This window comes from Pseudonocardia sp. TRM90224 (assembly GCF_021245725.1).
In the GTDB taxonomy this organism is placed as follows: Bacteria; Actinomycetota; Actinomycetes; order Mycobacteriales; family Pseudonocardiaceae; genus Pseudonocardia.
The window spans coordinates 104,030-116,648 of sequence record NZ_JAJGSX010000008.1; the positions used below are offsets into that span (position 1 = coordinate 104,030).

Annotated in this window: 11 protein-coding genes; 8 read left to right on the forward strand and 3 right to left on the reverse strand. The window is 71.6% G+C overall.

Annotated elements, in window-relative coordinates; genetic code table 11:
• Window positions 1-13 precede the first annotated feature (13 nt).
• The gene (locus LL648_RS15185) at window positions 14-1,723 is read left to right on the forward strand and encodes a glycerol-3-phosphate dehydrogenase/oxidase (protein ID WP_374112047.1); all 1,710 of its coding nucleotides are present in this window, start codon (window positions 14-16) and stop codon (window positions 1,721-1,723) included.
• A 24-nt stretch (window positions 1,724-1,747) separates the two neighbouring features.
• Window positions 1,748-2,749, forward strand: coding sequence for a threonine ammonia-lyase (locus tag LL648_RS15190; protein ID WP_232663192.1), 1,002 nt, complete (start codon window positions 1,748-1,750; stop codon window positions 2,747-2,749).
• Here the strand turns inward: LL648_RS15190 and LL648_RS15195 are convergent.
• Complete coding sequence (locus tag LL648_RS15195) at window positions 2,733-3,902, reverse strand: hypothetical protein (protein WP_232663193.1); 1,170 nt, start codon at window positions 3,900-3,902, stop codon at window positions 2,733-2,735. The two genes, LL648_RS15190 and LL648_RS15195, sit on opposite strands and share 17 nt — an antisense overlap.
• 103 nt (window positions 3,903-4,005) lie before the next feature.
• On the opposite strand from LL648_RS15195, the gene LL648_RS15200 reads away from it, so the two are divergent.
• From LL648_RS15200 to LL648_RS15210, 3 genes are read left to right on the forward strand one after another with little or no spacing between them, the layout of a single operon-like run.
• Window positions 4,006-5,058, forward strand: coding sequence for an FAD-dependent oxidoreductase (locus tag LL648_RS15200; protein WP_232663194.1), 1,053 nt, complete (start codon window positions 4,006-4,008; stop codon window positions 5,056-5,058).
• 33 nt (window positions 5,059-5,091) lie between these two features.
• Window positions 5,092-5,769, forward strand: a complete 678-nt coding sequence (locus tag LL648_RS15205; RefSeq protein ID WP_232663195.1) for a hypothetical protein — start codon at window positions 5,092-5,094, stop codon at window positions 5,767-5,769.
• A 3-nt stretch (window positions 5,770-5,772) separates the two neighbouring features.
• Window positions 5,773-6,603 (forward strand): alpha/beta fold hydrolase, encoded by an 831-nt coding sequence (locus LL648_RS15210; RefSeq protein ID WP_232663196.1) that lies wholly within the window; start codon window positions 5,773-5,775, stop codon window positions 6,601-6,603.
• Here LL648_RS15210 and LL648_RS15215 read toward each other — a convergent pair.
• Window positions 6,586-8,106, reverse strand: coding sequence for an AMP-binding protein (locus LL648_RS15215; protein WP_232663197.1), 1,521 nt, complete (start codon window positions 8,104-8,106; stop codon window positions 6,586-6,588). The genes LL648_RS15210 and LL648_RS15215 overlap by 18 nt on opposite strands.
• Window positions 8,107-8,368: 262 nt before the next feature.
• Between LL648_RS15215 and LL648_RS15220 the strand changes: the two genes are divergently transcribed.
• Both LL648_RS15220 and LL648_RS15225 read left to right on the forward strand, forming a co-directional pair.
• Window positions 8,369-8,803 (forward strand): Uma2 family endonuclease, encoded by a 435-nt coding sequence (locus LL648_RS15220; RefSeq protein WP_232663198.1) that lies wholly within the window; start codon window positions 8,369-8,371, stop codon window positions 8,801-8,803.
• Between the two features lie 9 nt (window positions 8,804-8,812).
• Window positions 8,813-10,270, forward strand: coding sequence for a flavin-containing monooxygenase (locus LL648_RS15225; RefSeq protein WP_232663199.1), 1,458 nt, complete (start codon window positions 8,813-8,815; stop codon window positions 10,268-10,270).
• Window positions 10,271-10,311: 41 nt separating this feature from the next.
• Here LL648_RS15225 and LL648_RS15230 read toward each other — a convergent pair whose 3' ends face one another.
• Window positions 10,312-11,919, reverse strand: coding sequence for a carboxylesterase/lipase family protein (locus LL648_RS15230; protein WP_232663200.1), 1,608 nt, complete (start codon window positions 11,917-11,919; stop codon window positions 10,312-10,314).
• A gap of 68 nt (window positions 11,920-11,987) precedes the next feature.
• Between LL648_RS15230 and LL648_RS45220 the strand changes: the two genes are divergently transcribed.
• Window positions 11,988-12,581, forward strand: a complete 594-nt coding sequence (locus tag LL648_RS45220) for a TetR/AcrR family transcriptional regulator (RefSeq protein ID WP_232663201.1) — start codon at window positions 11,988-11,990, stop codon at window positions 12,579-12,581.
• Window positions 12,582-12,619 lie beyond the last annotated feature (38 nt).

Genomic DNA, 12,619 nt, shown 5'->3' on the forward strand with positions numbered 1-12,619 from the left:
GAGAGGAACGAACATGAGATCGGTCGCGCTTTCCCCGCAGGCCCGTGAGGCCGCCCTGGAGGCGATGGCGTCGACCGAACTCGACGTGCTCGTCGTCGGCGGCGGTGTCGTGGGCAGCGGTGCTGCCCTCGACGCCGCCACCCGCGGCCTGACCGTCGGGCTCGTCGAGGCCCGCGACTTCGCCTCGGGGACGTCGAGCAGGTCGAGCAAGCTCATCCACGGCGGGCTGCGTTACCTCGAGATGCTCGACTTCCGGCTGGTCGCCGAGGCACTGCAGGAGCGCGGGCTGCTGATCCAGACGCTCGCGCCGCACCTCGTCCGGCCCGTGCCGTTCATCTACCCGCTCAAGCACCACGTGTGGGAGCGGTTCTACGCCGGGGCGGGTGTTGCGCTGTACGACTCGCTCGGGCTGCTCTCGGGACGCTCGCGCGGCGTCCCGCACCACCGCCACCTCACCCGCCGCGGCGCCCGCCGGATCGTGCCGTCGCTTCGCAAGGACGCGCTGGTCGGCGCGCTGCAGTACTACGACGCGCAGGTCGACGACGCGCGCCACACGATGTTCATCGCCCGCACCGCGGCGTCGTACGGCGCACACGTTGCGTCCCGCGCGCGGGTCACCGGCCTGCTCCGGGAGGGCGAGCGGGTGACCGGCGCGGAGGTGCACGACCTGGAGTCCGGCCGGACGATCAAGGTGCGCGCCAAGCAGGTCGTCAACGCGACCGGCGTGTGGACCGACGAGACCCAGGGCCTGGTCGGCGAGCGTGGGCAGTTCAACGTGCGGGCCAGCAAGGGCATCCACCTCGTGGTGCCGCGCGACCGGATCCGCGGCGACTCCGGGCTGATCCTGCGCACCGAGAAGTCGGTGCTCTTCGTCATCCCGTGGGGTCGGCACTGGATCATCGGGACCACCGACACCGACTGGAAGCTCGGCCTCGCGCACCCCGCCGCCAGCGCCGCCGACATCGACTACCTGCTCGATCACGTCAACGAGGTGCTGGAGCAGCCGCTCACGCACGCCGACGTCGAGGGCGTGTACGCCGGGCTGCGACCGCTGCTCTCCGGCGAGTCGGAGTCGACGTCGAAGCTCTCGCGCGAGCACGCCGTCGCGCACACGGTGCCCGGGCTGGTGGTCGTCGCCGGCGGGAAGTACACGACCTACCGGGTGATGGCGAAGGACGCCGTCGACGCCGCGGTGCACGCGCTCGACCAGAAGGTGCCGCCGTCGGTCACGGAGAAGGTGCCGCTGCTGGGCGCGGAGGGCTTCTCCGCGCTCAAGAACGCGCGCTATCAGCTGGCGGCGCGCTACGGGCTGCACGTCGCCCGGATCGAGCACCTGCTCAGCCGGTACGGCTCGTTGATCGACGAGGTGCTGGAGCTGGTCGCGGACGACCCGAAGCTGGGCGAGCCGCTCGCGGGGGCGTCGGACTACCTGCGCGCGGAGGTCGTCTACGCCGCGTCGCACGAGGGCGCGCGGCACCTCGACGACCTGCTGGCCCGCCGCACCCGCATCTCGATCGAGACGTTCGACCGCGGCGTACGGGCGTGCGAGGAGGCCGCGGAGCTGATGGCGGGCGTGCTGGACTGGAGCGGCGCGCAGGTGGAGCGGGAGGTCGAGCACTACCGCAAGCGCGTCGAGGCCGAGCGCGAGAGCCAGCGGATGCCCGACGACGAGACCGCTGACTCCGCCCGCATGGGCGCCCCGGAGGTCGTCCCGCTCGTGTAGCGCAAACCGGGTTAGCGTGGAGTCGTGAGCGACCTGATCGGTATCGACGACATCACCGCCGCGGCGGAGCGGATCGCCGGCAACGTCCTGCGCACCCCGACCGTGGCGAGCCCCGGCCTCTCGGCCAACCTGGGCGTCCCCGTGGCGCTGAAGCTGGAGCTGTTGCAGCGCAGCGGTTCCTTCAAACCGCGCGGCGTCTTCAACAAGATCCTCGGGCTCTCGGCGGCCGAGCGCGACGCCGGTGTGGTCGCCGTCAGCGGCGGCAACCACGGCATCGCGCTCGCCGACGTCGCCGGCTCGCTCGGCGTGGCCGCGACGGTCGTGATGCCTGAGTCGGCGCCCGCGAGCTCCGTCGCGTCCGCGCGCGAGTCGGGTGCCGACGTGCGGATCACCCCCGACATGCCAACGGCGTTCGCGCTGATGGACGAGCTGGTGGCGGGCGGGCGGACGCTCGTGCACCCCTTCGACGACCGCGTGGTCGTCGCGGGGCAGGCCACGGTGGGTCTGGAGTTCGCGCAGGACGCGCCTGACGTCACCGACGTGCTGGTCAGCATCGGCGGCGGCGGTCTGATCGCCGGTGTCGCGGTGGCGATGAAGGCGCTCGTGCCAGGTGTCCGGGTGTGGGGCGTCGAGACCGAAGGTGCCGATGCGATGAAGCTCGCGCTCGCCGCGTCCTCCCCCGTATCGATCACGCCGACGTCGATCGCCAGCACGCTGTGCGCACCGTTCGTCACACCGCTCACGCTCGCGCACGTCCAGGCGCTGGTCGAGGACGTGATCGTCGTTCCTGACGCCGACGCCGTGCGCGGCACCCTCACCCTCGCCGAGGAGGCCAAGGTGTGGACCGAGCCGGCCGCCGGCTGCCTCGTCCCGGCCGCGCACCAGGTGCTCGACCGGGTCGCCCCCGACGCCCGGCTCGGGCTCGTGATCTGCGGCGGCAACGTCGGGACCGGTGACATCGCCGGCTGGGCCGAGCGGTTCGCGGCCACCCCGTACCCCACGCGGGCGGCTACCGCGCGGCGCTGAACCGGTCGATCAGCGCACGGAAGCCCGGGTCGCACTGGACCTCGATCCGGGCTCCGCTGCGGTCGATCCGCACCGGCCGCAGGTCGGGCCGGTGCGCCAGCTGCACGGCGTCGCCGGGAGCGGCACGTTCCCGCGCGGAGGCCTGCCACCAGTACAGCTGCGTGCTGATCGGCTTGTGCCCATCGGCGACGAGCCGGTCGGCGATCTCCTGGAGGATCGGGACGGCATGCAGCAGGTCGGTGCGCCCGATGGGATGCACCAGCACCACCTCCGGCAGCGGGAAGGCGACCACAGCGCCGTCGAACCACTGTCCGTCGAGGTAGCGGGTGAGCACGTGCGCGTGCGCTGCCATGTACGGGTGCTCGCCACCGATGTGCAGCAGGCGGACGCCGAACGGATCCATCCAGGTGGACGTGAAGTCCTGCGCCAGGGTGTTGGTGATGGCGAGGCGGAACAGCTCGGCCTCCCGACCGCTGTCCGAACCGGCGCGTGGGAGCGGCATCACCGCATCGGGCAGGTCGACCGCGACGGTCTCCCACAGCCCGGCAGCGAGCTCGCGCGCGACCGTGCCGCCGCGCACCGGCTCGACCAGCACGTCCTCCGCGTACACCCGAAGGCGCAGATCGGTGTCGCGAGGGTCGGTCATCGCGGCGACCGGGTGCGCGGCGCGGCGGGCCTCCTCGGCGGCGTGCGCGGCGACGACGTGCGCCGGCGCCCCGTCGACCGCGATGCGGTACCGCGAGATGTCCGTGACGGCCTCCGAGCCGTCGGCGAGCTGGATCTTGATCCGGCGGGGATCCACGAACGACGCTGCGAGCCCAGCCTCGTGGAACGCGGCCGACAGCGCGTGTCCGGCCACGTCGTCGTCCGGGAGCGGGTAGTGCGTCCCGATCAGGATCCCGCTGCGGCGCATCCCGCGGATGTAGCCGCGGACGACGCCCTCCGCGAAGTCGCGCAGCTCCGCGGACGGCCCTGGAGGCGCGTCCCTGAGCATCGGCGCGAGCTGCAGCGGGAGCGGGCGCTGCACCCCGGGGACCGCAATCAGCAGCTCCGCCCGGCCCGGCCGCACCGACACCCCGGCCTGGGTGAACGCCGCCAGCATCGCCTCGGCCAGCGGTGCGGCATCAACCCGTTTCCTCTTGCGTCCGAACATGTTCCCCCCTTTGGAAATAACACTTACCAGAAAAGTGTGCCATTCGGGTTTGGCGCAGCTCACAGCGAGGACGAAAGGGCCACTCCCGGGCGTTGCACGTGACATGCGCAGCGACGTGGTGGTCATCGGGGCCGGTCAGGCGGGGCTCTCCGCCGCTTACGGGCTGCGCAAGGCCGGCCTGGACTTCGTCGTCCTCGACGCGGAAGAGGGGCCGGGCGGTGCGTGGAGGCATCGCTGGCCGACGTTGCGCGTAGACGATGCCCACCGCATCCACGACCTACCGGGCCTCGGTTTCCACCCATCCGACCCGACCCGGCCGGCCGCTCAGGTCGTCCCCGAGTACTTCGCCGACTACGAGCGCGAGTTCGGCATCGACGTACTGCGGCCGGTCCGCGTCTCGGTGGTCCGCGATGCGGCGCCGGAACTGGTCGTCGAGTCGGACGCCGGCGAGTGGACGACACGCGCGCTCATCAACGCGACCGGCACGTGGACCCGCCCCTTCCGCCCGCGCTATCCCGGGGACACCACGTTCCGCGGCCGCCAGCTGCACACCGTCGAGTACCGGGGGCCGGCCGAGTTCGCCGGCAAGCGGGTGGTGGTCGTCGGCGGTGGCACGTCGGCGGTGCAGCTGCTGATCGAGATCGCGGGGGTCGCCGCGGCCACCCGATGGGTCACCCGCCGCCCGCCGCTCTTCCACGACGGGCCGTTCGGCGACGAGGCCGGCCGGGCCGCCGTCGCGCTCGTCGAAGAGCGGGTGCGCGCCGGGCTGCCGCCGCTGAGCGTCGTCGGCGTGACCGGCCTCGGCCGCACCCCGGCCGTCATCGCCGCCCAGGAGGCCGGGATCCTCGACCGGCACCCCATGTTCGAGCGGATCACCCCCGACGGTGTGACCTGGGCGGACGGCACGACCTTCGCCGCCGACGTGATCCTTTGGGCGACGGGGTGGCGCGCCGCGCTCGGCCACCTCACGCCGCTCGGGCTGCGCGGACCGGGCGGTGGCATCGCGATGGACGGCACGCGCGTGCGCGCAGATCCGCGCATCCATCTCGTTGGGTACGGCCCGAGCGCGAGCACGATCGGTGCGAACCGGGCCGGCCGCGCTGCGGCGCACGAGATCACCCGACTCCTAAGAGCGAAGACGCCGGCCGTCGCATAGCTCACCGGCCACATTGCCCTACCGTCCCCCTTCATGACGTCCCCCTCCGCCGCGCCGGCGTGGCGCCGCCCCACCCGCGGTGAGCACCGCTGGCCCGCGGCGCTCGCCGTCGCCGTGGCGATCGTGCTGCAGATGCTGCTGCCCGACGCGGTGGCGCCAGGGCCCTGGTGGCTCCTGCCGGGAATCGAGCTGTTGCTGCTGGCCACGCTCTTCGTCGCCAACCCGTTCCGGGTCGGCGCCGAGTCGACCGTCCTGCGGGTACTGGGCATCGGGCTGGCCGCGACGGTCGGGATCGCTGCGGCGTGGTCGGTGGTGAGCCTCGTGGCCGCGCTCATCGGCGGCCGGTTCGGCGGCGACGCAGCGACGCTGCTCTCGACCGGCGCCTCGATCTGGATCACGAACATCATCGCGTCGGCGCTGCTCTTCTGGGAGTTCGACCGGGGCGGGCCGGCCGCTCGCGCTCGGGGCGGCGACGGCCATCCCGACTTCCTGTTCGTCCAGATGCAGGTGCCGGAGGTGGCCGACCCGGAATGGGAGCCGACGTTCGCCGACTACCTCTACTTGTCGTTCACCAACTCGACCGCGTTCAGCCCGACCGACACCATGCCGCTCTCCCGATGGGCGAAGATGACGATGATGTTCGAGTCGGTGGTCTCGCTCGCGACCGTTGCACTGGTCGTAGCGCGGGCCGTGAACGTGCTGGGGAGTTGACACGTGGATCTCGAGTTGGACGACGGCAGGGTGCTGCGCTACCACGACGGCGGTGACGAGAGCGGCGGCGAAGGCGGACTCACTTTGTTCTGGCTGCACCCGACCCCGCAGACCGGCGTGCCGCTCCCGCCGCTGCTCGAAGCCTGTGCGGCGCGGGGCATGCGGCTGGTGTCCTACGCCCGGCCCGGGTACGGGGGTTCGACTCGCGTGCCTGGCCGTGGCGTCGCGTCGGCGGCCGTCGACGTCCAGCGGATCGCCGACGAGCTTGGCCTCGCCCGGTTCGCGGTGATGGGCGGCTCCGGCGGCGGCTCGCACGCACTGGCCTGTGCGTCGCTGCTGCCCGACCGCGTGATCGGTGCCGTCGATCTGGCCGGGCCGGCGCCCTACACCGACGACTACGACTGGTACGCGGGCATGGTCGACAGCAGTGCGCTGCGCGCGGCTGCGCAAGGCCTCGATGCCCGCGAGCGCCATGCCGAGACCGCGGAGTTCGTCGAGGAGAGCTTCACCGCGGCGGACCGGGCCGTGCTCGGTCCGGACGGCCGCTGGGCCTCGCTCGGGGCAGACGCGCAGAAGGCCGGCGCGGAAGGCCCGCACGGGCAGGTCGACGACGACATGGCCTTCGCCACGCCGTGGGGGTTCGACGTCGGGACGATCGAGGTGCCCGTCCTCGTCGTGCACGGCGGGCAGGACCGGATCATCCCGCCGGCCCACTCCGAGTGGATCGTGCGCACCTGCCGCACCGCCGAGCACTGGGTCCGGCAGAACGACGGCCACATCTCGGTCATGGACGCGGCTCCCGTCGCGATGGACTGGCTACGAGCGCTCGCGTAGGACCCGTTTCAGCAGCTTGCCGGCCTCGGTGCGCGGCAGCTCGTCGAGCACCTCCCACGAGCGCGGCCGCTTGTAGCCGGCAAGGTGCTGCGCGACGTGCACCTCGACCGCGGCGATGTCGATCTCCTGGCCGGGCCGCGCCACCAGCACCGCGTGGACGGTCTGCCCCCACTCCTCCGACGGCAGCCCGTAGACCGCGGCGTCGAGCACGTCGGGGTGGGCGTGCAGCACCGCCTCGACCTCGGCGGGGTAGACGTTCATCCCGCCGGTGATCACGAGGTCGCCGCCGCGGTCGCGGATGTAGAGGTAGCCCTCCTCGTCGAGGTGCGCGACATCGCCGACAGACTTCCAGCCCTCCTCGTCGGCGACAGGCTCGGCCCTGCCGTGGTAGCCGACGAACGTCGATGCCGAGCGGACCTGCAGCGTGCCGGGCTCGCCCGGCGGCAGCGGGGTGCCGTCGGCACCGACCACCCGCAGCTCGACGCCGGTCACCGCGCGCCCGCAGGAGCCCGGCTTGCGCAGCTGGTCCTCGGGAGGCAGCACGGCGTCGACGCCCAGCTCGGTGGATCCGTACACCTCGAACAGGAACCCGTCGCCGAGCTTCTCGATGATCTCCTGCTTGAGCGCGTACGGCACAGGCGCCGCGTTGGCGACGAGCGAGCGCATCGACGAGAGGTCGGCCCGCGCGAGCTCGTCGGCCGGCAGCGCGACGATCCGCTTGAGCGGGGTCGGCGCGGTGAACGTGTTGGTCACCCGGTACGTGCGCACCAGCTCGAGCCAGCGGGAAGCGTCGAAGCGACGCATCAGGACGACCGTGCCGCCGAGCACGTGGTTCAGCCCGGCCCACGCGAGCGGGCCCGAGTGGTAGAGCGGGCCTGTTGTGACGTGCACCTCCTCCCCCATGACCAGCCGCAACGTCGCGACCAGCGCGGCTGTGGTCGCTGGATCTTGTTTGGCGCGCACGGCGCCCTTCGGCTTCCCCGTCGTGCCCGACGTGTAGATCATCGAGCCGCCGCCGGTGGTGGGCACGCCCACCGGCTCCGGCGAACCTGCCGCGATCATGTCGGCCATCGACCGTGCCCCGGCGAACGGCTCGCCGGCGAAAACAACCACCTCCTTCACGTCAGGCAGCTCGTCGCGCACCGCCGCGACGCGCTCGGAGTACTCGGCGTCGACGAGCACCACCGAAGCACCGCTGTCGGCGATCACGTACCGCATCTCGTCGGCGGTGAACCGGTACGCCAGCGGCACCGCGACCAGCCCAGCCTTGCGCGCGGCGTTCAGGATCGTGATGACCTCGACGCTGTTGGGCCCGCACCAGACGACCCGGTCGCCCGCACGCAGCCCGATGCCACGCAGCGCGTCAGCGAGGCGGTTGGCCCGCTCCTCCAGTTCGGCGTAGGTCAACACCCGGCCGCTGTCGGGGTCGATCACAGCCGGCTTCTCGGGCATGGCCTGCGCGTAGACGGTCAGGTGGTCGGGATCCTGCGCGACGGTGGGCACGCAGCCACTCTTGCCGATCCGAACGCCGTTCCGGAAGTCCCGGCTCCCAGACATGCCACGACGTTGCGGTCTCTCCGATGTGGGCGCCGCGTGCCACATTCCTCACATGAGCACCCTCCCAGTTGGCCACCTTTCGGTACCGCTCACGGCAGCGGCATACGCAGCGCTCCCGGACGACGGCGTGCACGGATTCGAGCTTCAGGAAGGCGCGCTCGTGATGACCTCGAAGCCTCCGCCCAAGCATCAAGGCTGCATGGGCTAGTTGCTCATCCGACTCGACGCGTGCTCGTCGGAATACCTCAAGGTGCTCCCCGGCGTCGATGTCGACCTGAGACTTGTGGCGTCAGACCGACCGGGCACTGTCCGGGCGCCCGACCTCATCGTCGTCAACTGCGCGTCGTACGAGCGCACCTGCACAGATGGCGGGTTGCTGCCCGCCGACGATGTCGTCCTCGCGGTGGAGATCCTCTCGCCGAGCTCCCGTCGCACCGACTCGACGATCAAGCACGACGAGTACTCCGACGCCGGTATCCCGCACTACTGGATCGTCGACATCGACGGCCGCACCACCCTCACCGCCTGCCACCTGGCCGGCGAGTTCGGCTACGTCGACGCCCCCCCATCACGGGCACCTTCACCACCTCTGATCCCTTCCCCATCACACTGGATCTCGACAAGCTGGTCTGATCAGCGTTGAGTGGCACGGGTGGTCAGCGCTGATCCGAAGATCGTTGTCGTCGGGGCCGGGTTCGGCGGGGTAGCCGCCACCATCGAGCTGCAGAAACACGGGTTCTCGGACATCACCGTCCTCGACGCGGCACCCGAGCTGGGCGGCACGTGGCTGCACAACACCTATCCCGGCGCGGCCTGCGACGTGCCGAGCCACCTGTATTCATTCTCGTTCGCCCAGCGCCGCGACTGGACCCGACTGTGCTCGCCGCAGGCCGAGATCCTCGACTACCTGCGCACGGTGGCCCGCGACTACGGCGTGGACCGCAGGGTCGTGCCGAACACCGAGGTGACCGGCTGCACGTGGGACGACTCCACGCAGCGGTGGACCGTCTCGACCGCTGGCGGGCACACCATCGACGCCAACGCGGTTGTCATCGCGACGGGCCAGCTGAACCGACCCGCCTACCCGCGCATCGAGGGCGCCGACACCTTCGCGGGCCACACGTTCCACTCCGCACGTTGGGACCACGGCTACGACCTCCGCGGCAAACGCGTGGCCGTGGTCGGCTCCGGGGCGAGCGCGGTGCAGTTCGTGCCTGAGATCGCGCCGATCGTCGAGCGCCTCACCGTCTTCCAGCGCACCGGCAACTGGTTCCTGCCGCGCGAGAACCGGCCCTACCCGGCGGCGTTCCGGGAAGCCGTCCGCCGGGTGCCGGGCCTCCAGACGGCACGCCGCAGGTTCATCTACCAGTACGGCGAGCTGCTCACCGCGATGATCCGCAACCCGCGCAGCCTCGGCCGGCTCGGACACTCCCAGTCGTCGCGGTTCATGCGTTCCCAACTGACCGACCCCGAGCTGAGGGAGAAGGTCTGGCCGGACTACACGTTCGGCTGCAAACGGGTGCTGTTCAGCTCGGCCTTCCTGCCAGCGCTGCAGCGCGACAACGTCGAGCTGATCACCGACGCGATCAGCCGCATGACGCCCTCCGGCATCGTCACCGCCGACGGCCGCGAGCACGACGTCGACTGCGTCGTCTACGCGACCGGCTTCGCGACCACCGGATTCATGTTCCCTATGAAGGTCGTGGGCGCCGGCGGGCGGTCCCTCGACGACGTGTGGGCCGACGGTCCGCGCGCCCACCTGGGCATCTCGGTGCCCGGATTCCCTTCGCTGTTCGTGATGTACGGGCCGAACACCAACACCTCCGGCGGCTCGATCATCGTCTACCTCGAAGCGCAGGCCCGGTACCTGCGACAGGCCTTGCAGGAGGTCCGGCGCCGCGGAGCTACCGCGATCGACGTCCGACCGGACGTCGAGGCGGCCGGCGACCGGCAGCTGCAGGGCCGGTTCGCCGGCACGGCGTGGATGCAGTGCAACTCCTGGTACCGCGACCGCTCGGGGCGGATCGTCACCAACTGGCCCGGCTACATGCGCGAGTACGAGAAAGCGACGCGCACCCTCGACCCGACGCAGTACCGGTTGATCGAGTGAGCAGTGGCGATCGGCACGGTCCGCCAGGCGGGTCGCGTGCCTCATCGTGATCCCGCAGTACCGTGGAGCGCACGCCAGAAGGCGAGCCGGTGCTCCGTGGAGTAGGCGGCGGCACCGATCCCGCCGGCGCCGGGCGCCAGCGACTGCACGTGCCGCGCGGCCCCGTACTCCGGCCAGCCCGGCGGGCCGGGACCGTTCGGATCACCGGTGTGCGCGAACCGCGCCCAGTAGCCGACCATTTCGGCGGCCAGGCGACGCTGGTCGTCGGTGAACGCCGCCTCGACCCCGCCGATGTCGAACAGGTACACGACATCGGAACCGTGGTAGGCGCCGTACGGGAACGCCTTCTCGACCATCCCCTCGTACAGCGGGGCCTCCCGGTCGGCGAACTCGAACCCGTACGTCGGCACCCGTGCGGAGAATGCGTCAAGCGCCTGTTCGGTCGTGTAGGCCCAGGTGCGGTCGGTGTGGATCTGCGCGTAGCTCGGACCGTTGTCGCCCTCGACGGGCGGGTACTCCGCGGCCACCGCAGCGGCATCGGCGCCGAACTCCTCGGCGAGCAGTTCGCGGTACGCGTCGGGGGGCAGCGGCGAAGGCACCTCCCCGGTGATCGACGACCGGGCCTCGTCGCGGGTGGTGCCGACCATGACGGGCACGTGGTGGAACCGGCCATCGCGCAACGCCATCGCCGGGTCTTCGGGCAGGACGCTGCTGCCGTAGGACGGGGAGAACCCGTACATCCGCTCCGCCAGCTCGGCAGTGGACTTCCCTCGCAGGCACGGGAGCACCTCCGCCGGCACGCCGCAGCCGAGCTCTGCCGCGGTCGCGGTGCTCGTGGCCTCGACGGCGGCCGGTGGCTCGTACGGCGTGTAGCCCCGCCCCTCTGCCGGATACGGCGGCCATTCGACCAAGCAGGTGCCGCTCTGCATGACGGCCTTGTGGAACAACCCGGCCGCGCTCGGCGAGGTGAGGTGGCCGCAGGTGCTCATGGACCCGGCCGACTCCCCCGCCAACGTGACGTTGCCGGGGTCGCCACCGAAGGACCTGATGTTGTCGCGGACCCAGCGCAGCGCGGTCTGCTGGTCGTGCAGCCCGAACGCCCCGGCGTCGGGCAGGCCCGGCAGCCGGAGGAACCCGAAGATCCCCAGCCGGTAGCTGGGCGTCACCACGACGACGTCGCCCGCCCCGGCGAGCCGCCCGGCGTGGTACTCGGCCGCGTTGCCCTGGTAGAAGCCGCCGCCGTAGAGCCACACCACCACCGGCGCCGGCTTGTCCGGCCGCGCGGACGACGGCGCGGTGACGTTGAGGTAGAGGCAATCCTCCGACTGCGGGCCCGGGATCGGGTCGTGCGGCGACTGGATGCACATCGGAGCAGGCGTGCGCGCATCCCGCGGCTCGCGCCACGGCTCGACGGGCTGCGGCGCCTGCCATCGCGCCTCCCCGATCGGTGGCGCGGCGAACGGGATCCCCTGGAACGTCCGTAAACCTGCGGCCTCGGTGCCGCGGACGGGACCCGACCTCGTGGACACGACCGGATCCTCGGCGACGGGTGCCGCCCGGGCCCCGCATCCGACCACGCATCCGGCCAGTGCCAGCACCGCGACGCCGACCGCCGCCAGCGTCCAACCCCGCACTCCCCGACCCACCATGACCGCCTCCAACCTTTGGCACGACTGTATTAATACTCACGCTAGCACAGTCGTGCTAGCGTCGCCACGTGTTCAAAGTCGTGGATCCGGTCGAACGTCGCGAGCAGATCGCGGAGGGCGTCTGGCGGGTGATCCGCCGGGACGGGCTGGCCAGCGCGTCCGTGCGCAACGTGGCCGCCGAGGCGGGGCTGTCACAGGGCTCGCTGCGCCACTTCTTCGGCAGCCAGTCCGAGCTGCTGGTGTTCTCGCTACGCCTGGCCGGCGAGCGGACCCGGGCCCGGATGCAGGCGGCCGCGGAGACGGCGGGCGGGGGTCGCGACCTCGTCGAGGCGGTCGTCGAGGCGATGGTGCCGGTCGACCACGACCGGCGGATCGAGACCGAGGTCTGGCTCGCCTTCCTCGGCGCCGCACTGAGCGACCCCGCGTTGCGCGCGCTCAACGACGAGATCTTCGACGGGATGCGGCAGATGTTCGCCGACGTGCTCGACGAGCTGGTCGAGTCAGGGCACGCCCGCCCCGGCATCGACCTGTCCTACGAGGCGGACCGCCTGTACGCGATCGTCGACGGCCTCGCGCTGCACGCCATCGTCCGACCGGAGGTCGTCACACCCGAGCGGCTGCGCTCCACGCTCACCCGGCACCTCGACGAGCTCTGCCGCTAGTTGATCGGCATGCCCCGGCGAGATGGGCGGCATCGTCG